16 protein-coding genes, 2 pseudogenes and 1 other annotated feature are annotated in these 20,370 nt (G+C 40.7%); of the genes and pseudogenes, 16 read left to right on the top strand and 2 right to left on the bottom strand.

Annotated features, from left to right (window positions below; all coding sequences use genetic code 11):
- The first annotated feature begins 19 nt into the window (after nucleotides 1-19).
- The 11 genes from GC102_RS11420 (at nucleotide 20) to GC102_RS11370 (ending at nucleotide 12,550) form a co-directional block, all read left to right on the top strand.
- On the top strand, nucleotides 20-1,558 hold the full coding sequence (locus tag GC102_RS11420; protein WP_171689644.1) for an ABC-F family ATP-binding cassette domain-containing protein: 1,539 nt from the start codon (nucleotides 20-22) through the stop codon (nucleotides 1,556-1,558).
- 58 nt (nucleotides 1,559-1,616) lie between these two features.
- Nucleotides 1,617-2,819: an MFS transporter gene (locus tag GC102_RS11415; RefSeq protein ID WP_171689643.1), complete on the top strand. Its 1,203-nt coding sequence runs from the start codon at nucleotides 1,617-1,619 to the stop codon at nucleotides 2,817-2,819.
- A gap of 1,469 nt (nucleotides 2,820-4,288) precedes the next feature.
- A complete protein-coding gene (locus GC102_RS11410) occupies nucleotides 4,289-4,912 on the top strand; it encodes a DedA family protein (protein WP_171689642.1) in 624 nt (207 codons plus the stop codon).
- A gap of 29 nt (nucleotides 4,913-4,941) precedes the next feature.
- Complete coding sequence (locus GC102_RS11405; protein WP_171689641.1) at nucleotides 4,942-5,508, top strand: class I SAM-dependent methyltransferase; 567 nt, start codon at nucleotides 4,942-4,944, stop codon at nucleotides 5,506-5,508.
- On the top strand, nucleotides 5,508-6,101 hold the full coding sequence (locus GC102_RS11400; protein WP_171689640.1) for a DedA family protein: 594 nt from the start codon (nucleotides 5,508-5,510) through the stop codon (nucleotides 6,099-6,101). The genes GC102_RS11405 and GC102_RS11400 overlap by 1 nt, the downstream gene beginning before the upstream one ends.
- A 1-nt stretch (nucleotide 6,102) precedes the next feature.
- Nucleotides 6,103-6,786 carry a response regulator transcription factor gene (locus GC102_RS11395; protein WP_171689639.1) on the top strand — a complete coding sequence of 228 codons (684 nt, stop codon included), beginning with the start codon at nucleotides 6,103-6,105 and terminating at the stop codon, nucleotides 6,784-6,786.
- Nucleotides 6,776-7,870, top strand: coding sequence for a HAMP domain-containing sensor histidine kinase (locus tag GC102_RS11390; RefSeq protein WP_246320867.1), 1,095 nt, complete (start codon nucleotides 6,776-6,778; stop codon nucleotides 7,868-7,870). The genes GC102_RS11395 and GC102_RS11390 overlap by 11 nt, the downstream gene beginning before the upstream one ends.
- Nucleotides 7,871-8,116: 246 nt before the next feature.
- Nucleotides 8,117-8,749 carry a phosphatase PAP2 family protein gene (locus GC102_RS11385; protein ID WP_171689638.1) on the top strand — a complete coding sequence of 211 codons (633 nt, stop codon included), beginning with the start codon at nucleotides 8,117-8,119 and terminating at the stop codon, nucleotides 8,747-8,749.
- A gap of 63 nt (nucleotides 8,750-8,812) precedes the next feature.
- Entirely contained in the window at nucleotides 8,813-10,075 is a 1,263-nt protein-coding gene (locus GC102_RS11380) for an adenosylhomocysteinase (protein WP_171689637.1), read from the top strand.
- 85 nt (nucleotides 10,076-10,160) lie between these two features.
- On the top strand, nucleotides 10,161-10,676 hold the full coding sequence (locus GC102_RS11375) for a GyrI-like domain-containing protein (RefSeq protein WP_171689636.1): 516 nt from the start codon (nucleotides 10,161-10,163) through the stop codon (nucleotides 10,674-10,676).
- A 284-nt stretch (nucleotides 10,677-10,960) separates the two neighbouring features.
- Nucleotides 10,961-11,225 (top strand) — a binding site (T-box leader).
- Nucleotides 11,226-11,317: 92 nt separating this feature from the next.
- Nucleotides 11,318-12,550: an MFS transporter gene (locus tag GC102_RS11370; RefSeq protein WP_171689635.1), complete on the top strand. Its 1,233-nt coding sequence runs from the start codon at nucleotides 11,318-11,320 to the stop codon at nucleotides 12,548-12,550.
- A 1,014-nt stretch (nucleotides 12,551-13,564) separates the two neighbouring features.
- Here the strand turns inward: GC102_RS11370 and GC102_RS11365 are convergent.
- Nucleotides 13,565-14,155 (bottom strand): TetR/AcrR family transcriptional regulator, encoded by a 591-nt coding sequence (locus GC102_RS11365; RefSeq protein ID WP_171689634.1) that lies wholly within the window; start codon nucleotides 14,153-14,155, stop codon nucleotides 13,565-13,567.
- Nucleotides 14,156-14,348: 193 nt separating this feature from the next.
- Here GC102_RS11365 and GC102_RS40570 point away from each other — a divergent pair.
- The 3 genes and pseudogenes from GC102_RS40570 to GC102_RS11355 all read left to right on the top strand — a co-directional run.
- Nucleotides 14,349-14,542: pseudogene (locus GC102_RS40570) on the top strand (nitroreductase family protein); the annotation flags it as partial.
- A gap of 39 nt (nucleotides 14,543-14,581) precedes the next feature.
- A complete protein-coding gene (locus tag GC102_RS11360) occupies nucleotides 14,582-15,754 on the top strand; it encodes an MFS transporter (RefSeq protein ID WP_171689633.1) in 1,173 nt (390 codons plus the stop codon).
- 472 nt (nucleotides 15,755-16,226) lie between these two features.
- Nucleotides 16,227-16,967 (top strand): SDR family NAD(P)-dependent oxidoreductase, encoded by a 741-nt coding sequence (locus GC102_RS11355; protein WP_171689632.1) that lies wholly within the window; start codon nucleotides 16,227-16,229, stop codon nucleotides 16,965-16,967.
- Between the two features lie 358 nt (nucleotides 16,968-17,325).
- Here the strand turns inward: GC102_RS11355 and GC102_RS11350 are convergent, their stop codons facing one another.
- The gene (locus GC102_RS11350) at nucleotides 17,326-18,738 is read right to left on the bottom strand and encodes an MFS transporter (RefSeq protein ID WP_171689631.1); all 1,413 of its coding nucleotides are present in this window, start codon (nucleotides 18,736-18,738) and stop codon (nucleotides 17,326-17,328) included.
- Between the two features lie 336 nt (nucleotides 18,739-19,074).
- On the opposite strand from GC102_RS11350, the gene GC102_RS11345 reads away from it, so the two are divergent.
- Together GC102_RS11345 and GC102_RS11340 are read left to right on the top strand one after the other, a co-directional pair.
- Nucleotides 19,075-19,575, top strand: coding sequence for a sigma-70 family RNA polymerase sigma factor (locus tag GC102_RS11345; RefSeq protein ID WP_281367653.1), 501 nt, complete (start codon nucleotides 19,075-19,077; stop codon nucleotides 19,573-19,575).
- 59 nt (nucleotides 19,576-19,634) lie between these two features.
- Nucleotides 19,635-20,308: pseudogene (locus GC102_RS11340) on the top strand (ABC transporter ATP-binding protein).
- Nucleotides 20,309-20,370 lie beyond the last annotated feature (62 nt).

Genomic DNA, 20,370 nt, shown 5'->3' with positions numbered 1-20,370 from the left:
TTAGAAAGGAGAATATAGTATGAGTTTACTTGAAGTTATCGATATGTCGCATTCCTTTGGCGATAAAACACTGTACAAACAGGTAAATTTTGAGTTGTGTAAAGGGGAACACTTAGGTGTGGTTGGACAGAACGGAACAGGAAAAAGTACGTTGATCGGCATTTTGACAGGCGAGATTATTCCCGATAAGGGGACTGTAAAATGGCAGCCCAACATTCAAATCGGTTATCTTGACCAATATGCTGTTATCAATGGAAGCCATACGATTTTGAACTACTTGAAAACGGCATTTTTGGATTTGTTTGAACTTGAAAGAAAGATGAACGAACTCTATGAAGAAAGCGCCATTACTGGCAATGAAGATCAACTGCTGAAAGCCGCAGAACATCAGGAGCAGCTCGAAATGCATGATTTTTATTCTTTAGACAGCACGATCAATAAAGTGATCAACGGCCTGGGGCTTAACGCCATCGGAGTTGACCGTCCAATTCAGGAGTTAAGCGGCGGGCAGCGTGCCAAAGTGATTCTGGCAAAGCTTCTCTTAGAAAAACCGGATGTCTTATTGCTTGACGAGCCCACAAATTTTCTTGACAAAGGGCATGTTGATTGGCTAGCTGACTATTTAGCGACGTTTAAAAATGCATTCGTTGTTGTATCACACAACCAGACCTTTCTTGAAAAGGTTTCAACTTGCATTTGCGATATTGAAGGCGAATCGATAAAAAAATATCATGGTAAATTCTCGGATTTTCTCCGACAAAAGGAACATTTTCGGGAGGATTATATTCGGCAATACAATGCCCAGAAGAAGAGAATCGGGAAGACGGAAGAATATATCCGGAGAAATATAGCTGGAGTTAATTCCAGAATTGCTCGAGGACGACGAAAACAGCTTGAAAAAATCGATAGAATCGCTCCACCGGGTTTTGCCTCTAAACCATCGATCCGGTTTCGTGAACTTCCTCTTTCCGCACAGGTGGTGCTCAGGGTAAATGATCTGGAGGTTGGATATGTTACATCATTGCTGCCCAAATTAAATTTTTCAGTTACGGGAGGGCAAAAGCTTGTGATTACCGGTTTTAACGGAATCGGAAAATCAACTTTGCTCAAAACATTGATTGGAAATATTCAGAGCGTATCCGGCGGTTTTCGGTTTGCGGAACAAGTCAAGATCGGTTATTACGAGCAGGACCTCATCTGGGAGGACGATGCAATGACACCGATCCAGATCATATCGGCGCGTTATCCTAAACTGAGCATGAAAGAAATTCGCCGTCATTTGGCGCAATGCGGTGTAAAGGACACCCATGTTTCACAGACTATCTCTACATTGAGTGGAGGCGAGCAGTCAAAGGTGAAATTATGCCGCTTGCTGCTTTCACCATGTAATATGCTAATCCTGGATGAACCGACCAATCACTTGGACGCTGAAGCAAAAGACGCTTTGCAAAAAGCTTTGATTCAATTTGACGGAAGTTTGATACTGGTTTCTCATGAAGAAAAATTTTATCAAGGATGGGTTGATAGTCATCTCAACATAGGGGATTGCATGCTGTGAATTCCATCGAACGACGAGGTAACGAAGAACTGAAAAAACGAGGAGTGTAAATAGATTTATGTGTAACAACGACAACGAGTGGAAAAGGAAAATTATCCTGTTCCTGACTGCACAAACAATATCATTATTCGGTTCATCATTGGTTCAATATGCGATTATTTGGCATATTACCCTTACGACAACATCAGGAGTTATGATGACGATTTCCACTGTCTGCGGTTTTCTGCCGCAGATTGTCATATCCCTGTTTGCCGGCGTATGGATCGACCGTTACAATCGCAAAAAAATGATTATGCTGGCTGATGGGATAATTGCATCCGCGACGCTTATCATGGCGGTATTGTTTTTAACGGGTTATCAATCTATCTGGCTGCTCTTTATTCTATTGCTTATTCGATCGGCAGGAACCGGAATACAAATCCCGGCTTATAACGCTGTTATTCCCCAGATTGTCCCAAAAGATAAGCTTATGAAAGTAAATGGAGTAAACAGCAGTATTTCGTCCTTGATGATGTTTCTTTCACCTGCGGCAAGCGGGGCGATTCTCTCCATAACGACAATGGAAGCGACGTTTTTTATTGATGTTATTACCGCAGTCATCGGGATTAGTATCATGCTGACCATTGCCATACCCTCTCATGCAAATATGACTAGTCGGCACAAATCTAATTTGCTCGACATTAAACAAGGGTTTGTATATTTGAAAAATCACACCTTATTAAAACGATTGCTCCTTTTTCTGTTTATCGTAATGATTTTGATAAGTCCTGCTGCCTTTTTAACGCCCCTCATGGTGAGCCGTTCCTTCGGTGGGGAAGTGTGGAGGCTGACGGCAAGTGAGATGACCTTTAGCGCTGGAGCAATAGCCGGAGGCATTGTGATTGCAACTTGGGGAGGTTTCCGAAACCGCATGCATACCACTATATTAGCGTGCGCTTTCTATGGCTTACTGATGGTAGGGCTGGGTGTCGCTCCGGAATTTGTAATGTATTTATTGTTTAACTTTTTAATTGGAATTACAATGCCCTGTTTCAACGCGCCAATTACAGTATTATTGCAGGAAAAAGTTGAGTCTTCCATGCATGGCAGAATATTTAGTCTTGTACAAGTTTCAAACTCCTGCGCTTTGCCGTTAGGGATGGTCTTGTTTGGTCCGTTGGGGGATATTGTGCGGGTGGAGAGTATACTCATATTTGCTGGGATCATGGTGGTTGCCTGTGCACTTTATGCTTTATTTAGCAAACGTTTCATTGCAGAATAGAGGCATGAGTAGCAGTAAGGCATTGTAATTGTTTGCGTGACTAAGATCCAGGGACCGATGAGCTAATTGGTTCATTGGGGTGATATGTTCAACCTTAGATTTGACATACTGTATTGCCAATCTTGAAAGAGTTCGCATCCTTTTGAAACATTAAGGTAAAATAACACCGGGGTTTCCCGGTGTTATTTTAATGGAGGAATTTTGAGTGACTCATTGGTTCTACACGGATAATAATACTTGCCATCCGACGGCGGGATCTACAAATATTTTTCGTTCATTAAGTTAAGGAGATTAAACAGCGATGCTCCGGGTAGTACAACTCGGACCAGCTTAGAGTAAGAAAAAACGCCAAGTCGATCACGTCCGAGGGCTTAGCGTATATTTTCGTTAAAATGTTGGCGGGACCCCTAGAAGAAAATAAAGTGTTAGACTCGCATAAACGGACATACTGCTTTCTACAGTCTACAGAATCGACATTTAGAACCATCAACATTGACTCTTTTTTTGGGTGCCTTCGGGTAGCCACTGTTTTAAAAGGCTCTCGCTCTTGGGTGGATATAGCCAAGTTTGCTAGGCTGCAAGAGCGATTTGACATGAAGCCTGCTGTTGGGTGAAGACCAAGAGCGGATGCCAACTTTAATCCACCGGAGCTTTAAGCCACTTGCCTCCACTTCTACCGACAAAGAGTACCAAATGCCCGTTACAGATATCTAAGGTTGAGAGCAGTTCACCATTCCGTTCGACGAGCACGTGCGCTGAGCGAGAACGGAGACATCCAGTAGGCGTAGGGAGATTTTCAAATGCTTCACTCAGGAGCTCGATCCCCGGGAATCAGAGCTCCTGAGTGAAACAAATATCCGAAGATAACGTTCTTGTCGTGCGCAATCTTCGCTGCTGGCGGTAGTTTTTTGCGTGGGTCCTTACTTAAACCATGCCTGAAGATCAAGTGCTCCTTCAATGATTATCAATCTCACATCTGGCGCCCATCGAATCGCATCCATTTTACAGGCTACAAAGTCATATCGAGGATTATATCTGGACGCACGAAATTAAGAAGTATGTTTAGTGTTCTATGAATTATCTCGAAGACTTGAAGGTTCTAACTAGCCGCAGAACTGGTTTCACAGATATTATCGGAATAATTATTAGTAAAAAGCAGAAGATTGTTTTATTGTTTTGAGTTAACCACTACCTCAATTTAAGGTTAGGTTACTAATAATAAAATGTTAATAAACAAAGCGCCTTAGCTTATATACTTGAGGCGCTTTGTTGCGTTCAGTTCATTAAGTTGGAAAGAAGAAAGAGAATATGCTTCAGTCTACTTTGAATGAATATTATTGAGAAATTACGACTGACTCCGTACAGAAAAGACAAGTAATTACTTCAGAATTTCTTTAGAAATATCCCCAGTAGTTCCTTAGAATATTCATTTACTATAAAAGTATCAAAAGAAAGAGGGGGTCATCATCATGATTAGCAATTTACTGATCGAACTCATACAGGATCACGGATACATTATTTTCTTTCTTGCTTTTTGTCTAGGGCCATTTGGCATACCTATACCAAACGAAATATCCATTCTAACAGGTGGTTTATTAGCAAATAACGGTGTTTTTAATCCGTGGATCATATATGGGTTTATTTTATCTGGATTATTAACTTCTACAACAGTAGGTTTTTTCATCGGTAAGTTTTTTGGGAATTGGATTTTGGGGTTATTGGGGAGACAAAAACGTTATATTTTCAGAGCTGAGGCTTTATTTACGAAGTATGGCAACTTTGCCATATGCTTAGGCTACCTTATCCCTGTGATTCGCTATGTCATGCCAATTATTGCTGGTATTAGTGGTAAGTCATTCAAAAAATTCGCTTTACTTTCCTATACAAGTGCTGTGATATGGACTGGATTGTTTTTTACAATAGGTTTTGTTTTTGGGGATCGAATTTCAAGGCTGCTTAGCTTGATTGATTTTAGGTCAATTGGAGTTGCCCTAGTAATTGCTGCCATTGTGATCTGTATTTATAAGCTACAGAAGCTACTTAATTCTGAATTGATGAATAGAAGTTTGATGAATGAAGATATCAATAAATAAAAAAACTGATAGTAAAGGGGAGAAGCAATATGTCTAGCAATCAAACATTAATGTTCCTTCAAAAGTTTGTCGAGGATCCTAAATATGTAGGAAGCATAATACCAAGTTCACGGTTCTTATCTCGAAAAATGGTTAACTCTGTGGCTTGGCAGGATGTTCGAACAATCGCTGAATTAGGTTCAGGTACTGGAGCAATTACACAAGTAATTCAATCACGAGTTTTGGAATCAGCCAAAGTGATATTATTCGAGAAAGACGAATTAATGAATAGAAGGTTGAAAGAACTGTATCCTTATTATTCTTGCTATTCAAATGCATGTGATTTAAGGAAAGTCATGCAAAAAGAAGAAATTGCTCATTTTGATTGCATTATAAGTGGTTTGCCTTTCTTCAATTTCCCTGAAGACATGCGAAATGCATTAGTTAATCAAATCTGGGATACTTTAAAGCCAGGAGGAATATTTGTTGCTTTTCAGTATTCTTTACAAATGAAGAAGCATTTATCCGATATATTCTATATTGAGAGCATCAAATTTGTACCCTTGAATTTCCCGCCTGCTTTCGTATACGTCTGTAGAAAGAAGGAGGATAATTGATGGACTACGATACGTTATTGCAATCCATTTCGAACTTTGGCTACGTTGCTTTATTTTTTGCCTTGTGGCTTGGTATTATAGGGATGCCTATACCGGATGAAGTCATCGTTATGACTGGAGGAGCCGTCAGTGCCGCCGGGGTACTCCATACAATTCCTGCTTTCATCATTACTTATCTCGGTGTGGTCTCCGGTCTTTCACTGGGTTATATATTGGGAAGGTATCTAGGATCACCTGTTTTGGAAAAACTCCGGCGTAAAAAGAACTTTGCCAAACATTTGCAAACAGCGGAAAAAATGATCGAAAAGCACGGGAATTTAGCTTTGAGCTTAAGTTATTTTTTACCTGTCGTACGCCATGTTATTCCTTATTTAGTTGGCATTAATAAAATGCCTTATCGCCGCTATGTGTTATACTCGTACACGGCTGGCTTGGTTTGGACGGTAATCTTTTTTGTAATGGGTCATTTTGCCGGGACATATGTTCAAACGATCGGGACCATGTTTTATCATTATGCTTTATATGCATTGCTTGCATTACTTGTTCTGTTGAGCATGATCATCCTTATCAGAAATCAGAAAGGAGTAAAGTAAGATGAACACCATTCTCGTTGTCGACGATGACTCGGAAATTCGTGATGTCGTCCATGTATATTTGCGTAACGAAGGGTATTCCGTAATAGAAGCTCAGGATGGATTAATGGCTTTAGAGCTTTTAAAAAAGAAGGTGGTAGAGCTTATTATTCTTGATGTGATGATGCCTAGACTTGATGGAATTCAAACATGTATTAAAATCAGAGAATCGTTAACAACTCCAATTATTATGTTATCAGCCAAAGAAGAAGATATTGATAAAATCATGGGTTTGTCAACAGGTGCTGATGATTATATAACGAAACCTTTCAATCCGCTTGAGCTTTTAGCCAGAGTTAAGGCTCAGCTTCGCAGACAACATTTTACGAAAAAAGAAGCTTCAGATGCCATCATTGCTTTAGATCAGTTAGTGATAGACAAATCGAAACATAAGGTTTCTTTGGGGGAGAAAGAGATTATTTTAACCCCGCTTGAATTTGCCATTCTAGAGCTGCTTATCAATCATCCAGGCCAGGTTTTTAGCGCGGATAAAATATATGAATCGGTATGGAAGGAGCCTTTTGGTTTCTCGGAAAACACCGTGATGGTTCATATCAGGAATTTGAGAGAAAAGCTAGAAGATCAACCTAGAAAGCCTCGGTATATCAAAACCGTGTGGGGAGTTGGGTATAAGATTGAAATATAAGATGACTACACTTCTAAATGGTAAAAAAAGCATTCGGCTTGATTTGTTCTGGTCGTGTATTTATAGTTTTGTTTTGTCATTTCTCGTTGGAGCATATCTTGCTAATTATATCAATCAATTAGAATACGGCTATTTATTCAATATTGCAAATTTAACTATTATGGTTCTAACGTTTATTCTTTTTTTTTACTTATTCACTCGCAGAATTGTCCGATATCTACTCACTTTAGCAAATGGCCTTAACCAAATATCCAGTGGCAATCTCCAGTACCGCGTGCCCATTCAAAGACAGGATGAACTCGGAAATGTGGCTTTAAGCATCAACCATATGGCTGACCAGATGGAACAACTGATACAAAAAGAGCGTAAAATGGAACAGTCTAAGATGGAGCTAATTACAGGAGTTTCCCATGATTTACGTACACCTTTAACAAGCATAATTGGTTATGTTGACCTGTTAAGAACAAGAGCTTTCCGTGATGAGCAAGAATACGAACGATTTATTGAAAACACATACAATAAAGCAATATATTTAAAGGATTTAATTGATGAACTCTTTGAATACACGCGTCTTACTTCTAATATTGCTCCACTTCATTTACAGACAATTAAAATAAAGGAACTTCTCGAACAAATGCTTTTTGAATTTGAGCCTATTGCGCAAGAGAACCAAGTCACATTGATAAAGAAAATAAACCAATCAGAGATCCATTTAGAAATCGATAACGAGAAGTTCGTAAGAGCTATTGATAACTTACTTATGAATGCTTTGAAATTCTCAATTAAACCAGGAGAAATAAGTGTTTCTATGACTTATGATGTACAGTTCTTGTACATAACAATAGAAAATATGGGAACACCAATAACAAAACAGCAAGAAGAACAATTATTTGAACGTTTCTATAAGGTAGATATATCTAGGAACACTCAATCGATTATGACTGGAGCTGGTTTAGGCCTCTCTATTACACAAAACATTATCCAGCAGCATGGAGGGGAAATTACACTTTCCCATCAAACAGGACACTTCGCGTTCACCGTTAAGCTGCCAATACTTCATGATTTCTTCAGAAATTCTTTATAAAGATCCCACGTGGATCTTTATTTTTTTTGTTTATATTCAGTAGTGTCAAGTAAACAAATGGGGGTTGTGCGATGAGAAGGGTCATTTTAGTTTTCATGCTGACAGTATCACTATGTTTGGGATATAACTTCATTCACTAATAAAGGGGGCAGAGCAAATTGAATTGAATAATTTAGATCCATATTTTAAGTGATGGAAGAAAATGCAGTAGGGTGATTGATTATAGAGGGTGTGGAGTGAAGAAATGTGAGTTATGTTAAAAGATATTGGCCACTACTATGGATTAACTTAATACCGATTCTTAGTATTGTTTATACTTTTCTTAATCATGATAGACCAAGTGTGCGGATGTTATGGGCTGAACTCGATAAACATATTCCTCTCATGCCTATCTTTATTCTTCCTTATGACAGCTGGTACCCATTTCTGTTGTCAAAGTTTATTTGGCTTTTCCTAAAAGAGAAAGAAACTTATTTCAAAACCCTAACGATTATGTGTATTGGTTTAATAATTTGTTATCTCATATATAGTGTATTCCAGACCACTATAGCGAGACCACAGCTGACTGAACAAGGGATTTTCAATGATATGATTAGATTCGTTTACAATCATGACCAGCCTTATAATTGTTTTCCAAGCATTCATGTGCTAACAAGTTATATTGTTTTAAAAGGAGCGAAACAATGTGCTGGAATACAAGGGGCAGCCTTTGCAATTGTAGCAGTGCTTTACTTTTCAATTATAATTTCAACAATTTTCATAAAGCAACATGTGATATTAGATGTGATTGGGGCGATTGTATTGGTCGAAGTCTTGTATCTAATGGCATTTGTATTTCAAGTAATTAGTAGTCAAAAGAAGATGTTAAAGGTTTCTTAGGTTAGGATTATTTTAAAATTTTACTTTGTTTAATAAATTTCATTTCTAAAAGGTGGTTAAAAAATGAATGCATTAGAACGCAGCATTGTACATGATATGAATTTGTCAGAAGATGGACTATTAAAAATTGATTGGGTAAAAGCACATATGCCGGTGTTAAATCGCATTAAAGAGCTTTTTGTTAAAGAACAGCCATTTAAAGGTTTGAAAGTTGCTATTTCACTTCACTTGGAAGCAAAGACAGCATACTTGGCTATGGTTATTCAAGCTGGCGGTGCAGAGGTAACCATTACTGGAAGCAACCCTCTTTCAACTCAAGATGCGATATGTGCTGCACTTGTGAGCGAGGGAATTACGGTATATGCCCGTTACAATCCTAGTGAGAAAGAGTATAAAGAATATTTAATGAAAACACTAGATACAGAGCCTGATTTAATCATAGACGATGGAGGTGATTTGGTTACTTTACTTCATACGGAAAGGAAGGAGTTATTAACGAAAGTACGTGGTGGTGCTGAGGAAACCACAACGGGAATTCTCCGACTCAAAGCGATGGAAAGAGAAGCAAAACTTTCTTTCCCTATGGTGGCTGTTAATGATGCGCAATGCAAGTATCTTTTTGATAACCGATATGGTACAGGTCAATCCGTTTGGGATGGTATCAATCGAACAACAAATTTGGTTGTTGCTGGGAAAACTGTCGTTGTGGCAGGTTATGGTTGGTGTGGTAAAGGTGTTGCTATGCGTGCGAAAGGGCTTGGTGCGCAAGTGATTGTTACTGAGGTGGAAGCTATTAAAGCTATTGAAGCATATATGGATGGCTTTACTGTGTTACCTATGGCATCAGCAGCAACGGTTGGAGACATCTTTATTACGGTTACGGGCAATCAAAATGTGTTGGACAGTCAACATTATTGGTTAATGAAAGATGGAGCTATTCTTAGTAATGCCGGTCATTTCGATGTTGAGGTCAATATAAAGGCACTTGAAGCTGCAAGTGTATCTCATAAAACGGTAAGAAAGAATATAGAGGAGTATGTAATGATAAATGGCCGAAAGATTTACGTGCTTGCAGAAGGACGTCTTGTGAATTTGGCAGCGGGTGATGGACATCCTGTTGAAATTATGGATATGACGTTTGCTTTACAAGCTCTATCACTTAAATATGTAAATGATAATTATAAGACATTGGGGAAAACCGTTGTCGGCGTGCCCGATGAAACGGATGAACTTGTTGCTAGATTTAAATTAGATTCATTAGGACTTTCGATTGATGAACTTACAAGTGAACAAATGGTGTATCTTAATAGTTGGACTGAAAGTTGAACAGAATTTGATGTAATCGACAGGCGTCGCTTTGAAAGCCTACCCTCGGCTTTCCTTCCTTATCTCAATCAAAGGGGCTGAGGCTATGAATTATCGGATCGAAACTAAGGAAGCTTTCCAAGTATTTGGCATTGAGAGAGTGTTTCAAACTAGTGGAGGTGGTGAAGTACTGACTACCCCAGGGGAATTTTGGCAGCAATGCCATGCTAACGGCGAGGTAGAGAGATTAGCTGATAATGCGGGCGAATTGCCTGTAAATCTGAGCAAGGATTTGCTTAAAGTGCATGCAGTTTGCAGCTATCGTAGAACCGAAAATGATACGTTTCCGTATATGCTGTGTTCATTTAAGAGCGAATCCAGTAAAACTGATGGATATTTAGAAATCACAATCCCTTCACATACGTGGGCTATATTCCCATCGGAGCTGTTTTCATGGGATCAATTCAACGATTCAATCGAGTCATTATATCGCCGCTTTTATTCGGAATGGTTACCTACGGCAGGATATGAGAAAGTCGACGGGATGGAACTCGAAGTCTATGGAGGCAGAGATGGCCTTAACTACGTTGAATTGTGGTTCGCGGTACGAAAAACTTCCTAATTTGATAATAAAGAAAGGACCATTCAATAGAGAAAGGCTTCAAAACTTGCCGTTACAGAAAATGTAGGGAACGGTTTCGTCGTTCTACAAAAGAAGAACTAGATGGAGCTTGCTTGACAGCAGCTCTTTTTTCATTTGTTGAAGTAACGGGCAGTTTAACGTGGCGACAGTTCTCATGGGGTCTTCATATTGGGCAAACGTGATGGGGAGCCAGTACTTATTTATGAGAAGACAAACTGACTAATTTTGATGTTTATTTAAAGGTTTTTGTTTGGTAATATTATACAAATGCGTTGAAGAGAAGAGTAAATATATGTGTTCTTTTAAAGAGAACTCCGGTAGCTGAAAAGGAGTAAAGAATACTTTATTGAACCAAGCCTCAGAGCATCACAATGGAACCCTGACTTCTCTGGGGTTATGGTGTGACGGGAGCTCCTGTTACAGAGCTAGTATATAAGCATCTTTTTGAATGCCGTACTTGATGAGGTTAATCTGGTGACAGATTAGCGAATCTGGGGTGGTACCGCGACGATCAATCTCGTCCCCATGACTTAGTCTTGGGGGTGGGATTTTTTTGTTTAGCCATATCGGCATCAAACGAGTTATCAACTAAACATAAGTTTGTGAAAGGAGATGTCGGAATGAAACACACGGTAGTGTTAGAGTCATGGAAATATCCATTGATCCTGCTCTTTGGTATTGGGATCTCCAACATAAGTGGATGGATTTATTTTATCGCACTTAATCTGATATTACTGGATATGACACATTCGGCGCTGGCGGTATCTGCACTGTATATTCTCAGGCCACTTTCCACTTTGTTTACAAATATCTGGTCAGGCAGTTTGATTGACCGGATGAATAAACGCAACCTCATGGTTTTCCTTGATATCTTTAGGGCCGTACTGATCGTCCTGCTTCCGTTGTACTCATCCATATGGTACATCTATTCAATTGTCTTTTGTATTAATATGGCTGGATCTGTATTTGGTCCGGCATCCGGAACTTATATAACAAAGTTGATCCCGCCGAATCAAAGACAACGTTTTAATTCTCTGAACGGGTTAATCGGGTCGGGTGCTTTCTTGATTGGTCCTGCGATAGCTGGAATGCTTTTTATGATTGGTTCGCCCTCGTTTGCCATTTATATGAATGCAGCAGCTCTTTTTGTTTCCGGTCTTATTACGATTTTTATGCCAAACCAAGAGAAAGAGTTCAACGAAATGACAGATCGTCGGATTACATGGGATGTGATAAAGCAAGACTGGAACGTGGTCATCCGATTTTACCGCAGTTATATCTATTTAATGGTCATTTGTATACTTTTCAGCAGTGTTATGGTTGTTATGGCTTCTGCCGTAGATTCGTTGGAGGCTGCCTTTGCAAAAGTAGTACTTGAATTGACTGAAAGAGAGTACGGCATTTTGGTTAGTGTTGCCGGCGCAGGAATTATTGTCGGGGCAAGTGTAAATACACTGATTGTCAATAAGGTTGCTACTTCATGGATGATCGGTTTAGGGTCGCTGGGGGTATGTGGGGGTTATCTCATCTACGCATTCTCCACTACTTTTAATGTCGCAGCATTTGGTTTTTTCATCCTAGCTTTCTTTTTAGCTTTTGCAAATACAGGCTTCGCCACCTTTTATCAAAACAATATTCCGGTAGATATTATGGGACGGGTAGGCAGTGTAAATGGTTTTATCGAAGCAATTCTAATCATGGTTACGACCGTCGTATTCGGAATTGCGGCTGAAGTGTTTTCCATTCAGATGGTTGTCATTGCAGGCGTTCTTCTGATGGTTTTGTTGGGAATTACATTAAGTGCATGCATTTTAAAGCCTTCGAAAAATAACTCATTAGAAATGCGACAGTAAACCTGCAAGTAAACCGGCATCTATCGCGAGGAAATGTTCGAATAAAATGCAATTTTAAGCTTTTAATATTAAGCTAACGGATACATTAGTTCAATCACGACATGACGGCACGGCTAGATAACCGGATGCTTTTTCCGTTAAATTAACTGGAGGATAGTTATAATTAAGGCCCTGGTACTTAAAAGTAAGTGAAAGACCTCGAAAAATATTGCCATTAATGACCCTTTTTCCCATGCTTAAAATGTATTGTATGACGAGGGAGGTGTCTTATGCCGCTTCCGCTTCGTTGGAAGAAAGCATACATGCGTCCGATATGGACTAAGGAAGGTAATAAAATTACGAAGAAGGGGCGTCCTACGCCCCTTTTTTTCAGTTAGGGGTAATACCAGCGTAGCTGTCATCAGGTGAAAAAAAATGGATATAAATGAAAAAATAAACAGAAGAAGATGTTTTTTTCTAAATTGACAGTACCAGAGGCAGCCCACTTTGTTATTAAACTCCCTCGTTACCCGCTTAGCTAGGGTAAACTTATTACATCCTATAGACCTATTTTTAAACTAAGCCCCCAACCAAACATTCACTCTTTACTCATTACTTCTGCTCGTATCGTATTTATACCAGATAGCCAATGAATAGAAATTCTAACTTGATCAGAGCAAATTCGTCCATCCGATTTTCTCTTGGTGAATGCCATTGCCAATCCCCCTGATAAACTTCTTCAGCTAAGCGCAATGCTGCAGGAGAGGCCATTCTGGACTCTATGTAAATGCTCAACAGGCTTTTTATAGCACATCTGAAGGGCGGATGTACTAATCCACCCAGATGGTCATATCCAGAATTGGCAAGACAAAGATGCTGTGCAAGTCGACGATCGGAAAGGATGGTCACGAGATTGGGGCAAGGTCGTCGTAAAGAATTCAAGGATAGCAGGATGATTCATTGTGTACACAACAACCGGTGATTCAAGTTAATGGTTTCATCTGAACGGGCAGGGCAGAACAATAGCGAAAGGACCTATCCCAGCAGTTCTTTGGCTCCGTTCATCACTAAGGGCAAAGACTGTTTAACGAATGATTCCACACTTATTAGACACCCCTCTTTGTTCCAAACGTAAGCCGCCCCATACATCCCCCAACTTAACATGATAGAAGCTGTATTTATTAAGAATTGCGCGTTTGGATTCGATAGCATCTTGTCTTTGTCAATAAAGGAAAGAAGTATCGTTTGAATTTTTTCCTTTATTTGAATTTCGAATACAGGTACAAGCGATGTATTTCTTCTTTTGCACATAGTGCTTAAACCCTTGTGAAATTCGCATACCCCCAGAAAAATACTCTGAATTGTTTCTTCATTCAATACTTCGTGACCGCTTATTCTACGATTTATGATTGTCATAAATGATTCCATTAGTCTGGCCTCAAGAATTTCGAATTTATCTACAAAGTGCGCATAAAAAGTCGCTCTGTTAACAGTCGCCCGTTCTGCAATATCCCTAACGGTTATTGATTCAAAGTCTTTTTCTTGAATTAATGAAGCAAAAGCGTCTTGAAGGAGTCGCCGTGTACGTATCACACGAGGATCAGCTTCATTTTTTTTAATTGTCATAGTTAAGATCTCCCCAGTAAAACGACATTATAGTAATGGTGTTGTCAATACAACGGTTTATGGTTATTGATGATTGCGTACCATTCGGTTGTTATTATAACATACAAATACAACAAATGTTGTTCAAACGACTAATGTTGTATTGAAACAAAATGATAAATGCCGTTTTTTTACAAAAAGGAGGGAGAGAACCATGTCGGTTTCACAACCGTCGCAAACGAGGAAGCACCAACTTTTTTTTGATATTATTCGAGAACGCCTGTCGGTTCGTAGCTATGATCCCGAGATCAAGATTTCGTGGGAGGAATTGACCGAAACATTACGGCAAGCCCCGCGCTGACTCCTTCAGCTGCTAACATAAAGCCGTGGCGGTTTCTCGTTATCGACAAAAATATAGTTATTTAAAACACATCAGGAGAGTGAATTATGAAGAGCACATGGAAAGTTTACGCTCTAGCCTTGATCAGCTTTTTAGTTGGAACATCCAATTACATCGTTTCCGGGATATTAGACCGAATCGCAGAGACGTTGGGAACTAGCGTTGCGGCAGCAGGCCAGCTCATTACGGTTTATTCCCTGGCCTATGCGGTCGGCACTCCTATTTTGATGGCGCTAACGGCCAAAATGGACCGGCTTAAGCTCCTACTTTATTCGCTGGGCCTCTTTATTGCCGCAAATCTGCTGACATTTGTATTGTCCGGCTTCGGTTTCTTCATTGCCGCGAGAATCATTACGGCGTTAGGCGCCGGGGTGGTCACAGTTAACGCGCTCAGCATCGCCGCCAAAATGGCTCCGCCAGGTAAGCAGGCCAGCGCCATCGCGAATGTCACCATGGGCATTACCGCATCGCTCATCATCGGCGTCCCGCTCGGCAGAATGGTAGCCTCGGCTTTTGGCTGGAAAGCGGTATTTCTGTCCATCGCAATTGTCGGGGGCTTGGCCATGCTTGTCATTGCTGCGGTTATACCACGTATGCAGGGTGACAAGCCTGTCTCTTTGATCAAACAATTTGCTTTGTTAAAAAAACCTCGGGTTTTGGTTGCTTTAGCGATTACTTTTTTCTGGTTGGGAGGATATTCCCTTGCCTATACTTACTTATCCCCTTTTCTGCTAGAGGTGACTCATTTAAATGAATCATTGATTAGCGCAGCTCTATTCGTGTTCGGCGTTGCCAGTTTGATTGGCTCGAAAGTCGGCGGCTATAGTGCGGATAAACGGGGCATCAAATACACGCTCGTTTCAGGGATGGTGCTTCACGTCATTTCGTTGATTTTGCTATCCTTAGTCGGACAGTCGGTCATTGCCGTAATCGCCATTTTGATCCTCTGGTCTTTTGCCGCTTGGTCATCCGCTCCCGCGCAGCAATTTAACCTGGTTTCGCTTGTTCCTGAATCCTCGGGCGTCATGTTGAGCTTGAACAGTTCCATGATGCAGCTTGCCATGGCTGTCGGTGCAGGAATCGGCGGGCTGATCGTTAACCGTGTTTCTTTAGCATCCATTACCTGGTTCGGGGTACTCGGCGTACTCATCGCCATCATTGCTGTGTTTGTATTGTCCAGCATGCCATCACGGCATTCGGTGGTTCAATCAGTGGTTTAAGTTTGAGATGATTTTTTATGATAGCGAAGAAATAGATGAGGAAGTTGGAAAGTGCAAAGAGGTTTAAACTAACGGATACGTTTGTTCAATAAGAAACGAAGACGAGGCTGCCGAAATTAATCGGCAGCCTCGTTGAAGTAACGGGCAGAAGAGTAGAATAATATTTCGTTACTAATTGTTAATAATTATTAATAAATTTGCATATTTTCCGATTCCTGAAGTACAATTGATTTGGAGATATTTGGAAAGTTGCATTGAGACTCCAAATGTGGCAGACAGTGAAGCACCACTCAATTTCATAGCTGCACTCATAGCGGATTGGCTGGAGCAACAATCAGCTTCATGATTAACGACCCATCCAACGCAGAAACGCATCGTATCAGAGGAATTGAGACGTTCTGGAGGATGCTGATGATTCTATCGTTAAGTTATAATGTGCTTGTATCAAGTAAAAAACGAAAAGGAGCTCACTATGAAAGCACTCGTCACTGGCGCAAATAAAGGAATCGGTTTCGAAATCGCTCGAAGTCTTGGTAAGCGTGGCTATGACATTCTCGTTGGAGCGCGTGATGAAGCCCGTGGGCAGGCAGCAGTCGAAAAACTTGCCGCAGAAGACATATCAGCGACGTTCATCAAGATTGATTTGAATAATCTTGACAGCTTGCAGGCAGCGGCTAAAATGGTTAATTCGCTCGATATTTTGGTCAATAATGCTGGAATTCCTGATAGTGTCAAGCCTGGGCGCGCGGCGCTCGACCTCGCAAAGCGCACATTTGACTATACAACTGAGGATTTACGCACGACGATGGAAACGAATTTTCTCGGCACACATGAACTCATCAAAAGTCTGCTGTCATCTCTGACAGACAACGCGAAAATCGTCAACATCACCGTTCCGATTTCGCCGACCGACTTTTGGCACCCGCTCGCTTACATTACGAGCAAAGCAGCACTCAACGTGATGACACTGACTTACGCTTACGAGTTTGAAAAAATGGGCAGCCATCGCCAGATTTTCGGCATCATGCCTGGCGCTGTCGCAACCGACTTGAACGGCATGGAAGCGGGTGCGCACGGCGGATTCGTCAAGTCTCCCGAAGCCGCTGGGCAGATGAGTACCGAGATAATCCTGTCTGATAAGAATCAAAATGGCCAAATTATTCAGTACGATGGAAAGATTGTTACAGATTATGAGATTCAGCTGAGAGGCTAGAAACATCAAACTCTGTCAGTGGTACTACTTCGACTGGCAACTTTAGTTACATAGGGCTTGCTTAATGATTTACACAGCCTCTCCGATAGGACAAAATTTCGTTACAATCGTCACGTTCGAGCACTTCAATAGAGGATACAAGTTTATTCCAGGCGTCACGGCCTCTAGCGCCATGAAGGGATCAATCCCTTCATGGCGCACTTTTATGAGTGCCTTCCCAAGATTGGCGAACTGAACGACTTTTTCATTGATGGATATACAATTTTGTTTCTGGATTTCTTCTTGGGCCTTCCGACTCTTAGATAAAAGTGACATGGTAGTTTTATTCATGTAAAAAATCCGAAGTATTGTCAGTTGCTCAATCTAAAGTGCTGCCGGTAAGATCGGTGGCCTTTTCTAGCCTACATTTTTCATATTGATTTATAATAACAAACCCCAAAATGCCTAGGAAAGTGGCTGCGGCTGCCAAGTAGAATGAATTGCGTGAGCCTATCCATATATCAAGAGCGGGAGATTGAAGAAATCCGGCTGTAACTACAGTGAACAATGAAATTCCAATGTTCTGCGCAAGTCTTTGTACAGAGCCAATCGTTGCTTGATGCGAGGGCCCAACAGCTTCCATGATAGCGGCAATGTTTGAAGGTTGGAAAAGCCCGGCACCTACACCATAAACAAAAAGTAATGAGCAAACTATAGGTAATTGCCAGTTCGGGAGCAAAAAGGCAAGAATCAGCAGTGGCACTAACATACAGCAAAGTCCGACTGTCATTAATCGGAACGTGCCCCAACTCCTCATCAGTCGGCCGGCTATATTAGAGGTCAATACAAGGCCCAAGGGTAACATTAAATTTACCAACCCGGAATTCCAAGGGGTATAATAACTTGCCTGTTCCAGATAGAAAGGTACGACAATCATACAAAGACGTGTAACACCTCCATATGCAAAAATTGTATATAAAGAGACTGTGAAGAAACCATTGTGAAATAACGATAATGGAACAATAGGATTAGCCGCCCTTTTTTCTCTTCGGATAAACAGGAACATAAGGATTGTAAAAAGCATGATATACATTCCGGAATGAGGAGAACCTAGCTGAGAGCATCCATAAACTAATGAAAAAATAGAGGCTGAAAGCAAAAGGCTGCCGGACAAATTTAACGGCGGTTTTTTGCTTACCGGCACTACTTTTCCTTTCAAGACATAGTGGCATGCAAGTAAACAAAGAAGACAAATAGGGATATTAATCAAAAATATCCAATTCCATCCTATTGTAGATAAGATGATTCCACCCGCAACAGGTCCAAGGACATGCCCGAGTCCAAAAAAAGCGGCTAGAGCCCCCAGTGCTTCACCTTTTTTGATAGGGGATACTGAGGTTGTTATTAAAGCAGCAGAGGTTGCTTGAAGCATGGCAGCTCCTATCCCTTGTAAGATTCGAAATGAAATTAGCTGTATCACAGTTCCTGAAAACGCACAAAACAGGGAGGCAAGCGCAAATAACGTTAATCCCATTGAATAAATTTTTAAACGTCCATAACGGTCACTTAACCTGCCGAAGACGACAATACAGCTGCATATGACAATGGTATAAAGAGATATGGTCCAGGCTACAGTTGTGACAGAAGAGTGGAACTCACGAACAAGAGAAGAGATCGCAACGTTAAGAATTCCTGAGTCTAAGGTTGTGAGAAACATACCTACCCCAGCAACAAGTACTATGGCGAGATAAGAGCCAGCTTGATCTAAGCGTTTATTTGCCAAAATCTTCATTCTTCAATCCCCCCAGTCGAATGTATACCACCAATCAAGATCTATTGTTAAATGTATTTTAAAGCAGAAAAATTTATAGTTCTAATATATAAAATATATTATAATTATAGGTTAAAACTATAAATGATTCAGTGTTGAAAATATACCAACGATTCGAGGCTAGCTCACATAATGGTACAAGCTATTTTAACGAGGAACATTAGTTTAAATCAACACGACAGTAACCGAAATTAATCGGCTGCTGTTCTTTGAAGTAAAGGGCATAAAGCTTGTAAAGATTGAGCTAACGGAAACGATAGCTTAACATCGAAAGAACTGCCGGGTGCAGTTCTTTCGATGTTAGCGGTCATTTGTGGACAGGTTTTACGTTGCTTCGTGTTCACAACCTCAAACACAGGCGAAGATCTGGAGGATTTGATCTCGATTGGGACCATCGGATTGATCAAGGCGATTGAATCCTTTTCGCCGAATAAGGGAACGAAATTGGCTACGTTTGCGGCACGATGTATCGAGAATGAGATCTTGATGCACTTAAGGTCGTTGAAAAAAACGAGAAAAGATGTGTCACTGCATGATCCAATCGGGACGGAGGCTGACGATGTTATAGATAAGGTACAGCTAAAGATTGAGAAGAGCAAAATCTATAAAAATTTAGATATATTGGATGACCGGGAAAAGGAAGTTGTTATGGGTCGGTTTGGATTGGAGCACGGCGGTGAGGAGCGGACGCAGCGGGAGATTGCGAAGGAGCTGGGGATTTCGCGATCGTATGTGTCGCGGATTGAGAAAAGGGCGCTCATGAAGCTGTATCATGAATTTTATAAGGCGAAGCAGTAAGGTTATGAATCAGTTACTTCATTTATTTGGACTTTGTGCAAGTAATGGAGGTGAAGGTTATGACTTTAATTCATATCGAGAATGCCAGTAAATATTATACGATGGGCGAGGAAACGATAAAAGCATTAGATGATGTCTCGTTAGATATTGATCATGGAGAGTTCGTGGCAATCATGGGACCATCGGGTTCCGGCAAGTCCACACTGATGAACATCATCGGGTGCTTGGATATTGTAGATAAAGGTGTTTATGACCTAGATGGTCAAGCGATAAACGTGCTTAAGGATTCTCAACTTGCTGAGATTCGTAATCAGAAGATTGGATTTGTTTTTCAGAGTTTTAACCTGCTGCCGAGATTAAGTGCCTATGAGAATGTAGAGTTGCCTTTGATCTATCGGGGGATGAGCAAAAAGGAAAGAGAGCCTCTCGTTTTACATGCACTAGAATCGGTGGACTTGCTGGATCGTAAGAAGCATTTTCCATCAGAGTTATCTGGTGGACAGCAGCAACGTGTTGCTATTGCGCGAACGTTGGCAGGAGATCCGTCAATCATTTTGGCGGATGAGCCTACGGGAGCTTTAGATTCGAAGACAGGTGTGGAATTTTAAACATTTTAAAGAGATTAAATGCACACGGTCGTACGATTATTTTGATTACTCATGACTTATTTATTGCCCAGCAGGCGAAGCGGATTGTGAGGTTTCGGGATGGGCGGTTGAATGAAGTTGTTTAGTGTTTATAAGACCGGAACTCCAAATAAGGGGGTCCGGTCTTTTATTTTTAATAAATTGTTTG

It is taken from the genome of Paenibacillus germinis, from assembly GCF_013141785.1.
Lineage (GTDB): Bacteria > Bacillota > Bacilli > Paenibacillales > NBRC-103111 > Paenibacillus_E > Paenibacillus_E phytorum.
Note: the sequence above shows the minus strand (reverse complement) of the source record. Positions and strands in the feature narration are given on the sequence as shown.

Coding starts and splice junctions, on each gene's coding strand:
- GC102_RS11420 (WP_171689644.1), top strand. CDS start 20: ATGAGTTTACTTGAAGTTATCGATATGTCGCATTCCTTTGGCGATAAA.
- GC102_RS11415 (WP_171689643.1), top strand. CDS start 1,617: ATGTGTAACAACGACAACGAGTGGAAAAGGAAAATTATCCTGTTCCTG.
- GC102_RS11410 (WP_171689642.1), top strand. CDS start 4,289: ATGATTAGCAATTTACTGATCGAACTCATACAGGATCACGGATACATT.
- GC102_RS11405 (WP_171689641.1), top strand. CDS start 4,942: ATGTCTAGCAATCAAACATTAATGTTCCTTCAAAAGTTTGTCGAGGAT.
- GC102_RS11400 (WP_171689640.1), top strand. CDS start 5,508: ATGGACTACGATACGTTATTGCAATCCATTTCGAACTTTGGCTACGTT.
- GC102_RS11395 (WP_171689639.1), top strand. CDS start 6,103: ATGAACACCATTCTCGTTGTCGACGATGACTCGGAAATTCGTGATGTC.
- GC102_RS11380 (WP_171689637.1), top strand. CDS start 8,813: ATGAATGCATTAGAACGCAGCATTGTACATGATATGAATTTGTCAGAA.
- GC102_RS11375 (WP_171689636.1), top strand. CDS start 10,161: ATGAATTATCGGATCGAAACTAAGGAAGCTTTCCAAGTATTTGGCATT.
- GC102_RS11370 (WP_171689635.1), top strand. CDS start 11,318: ATGAAACACACGGTAGTGTTAGAGTCATGGAAATATCCATTGATCCTG.
- GC102_RS11365 (WP_171689634.1), bottom strand. CDS start 14,155: ATGACAATTAAAAAAAATGAAGCTGATCCTCGTGTGATACGTACACGG.
- GC102_RS11360 (WP_171689633.1), top strand. CDS start 14,582: ATGAAGAGCACATGGAAAGTTTACGCTCTAGCCTTGATCAGCTTTTTA.
- GC102_RS11355 (WP_171689632.1), top strand. CDS start 16,227: ATGAAAGCACTCGTCACTGGCGCAAATAAAGGAATCGGTTTCGAAATC.
- GC102_RS11350 (WP_171689631.1), bottom strand. CDS start 18,738: ATGAAGATTTTGGCAAATAAACGCTTAGATCAAGCTGGCTCTTATCTC.
- GC102_RS11345 (WP_281367653.1), top strand. CDS start 19,075: ATGTTAGCGGTCATTTGTGGACAGGTTTTACGTTGCTTCGTGTTCACA.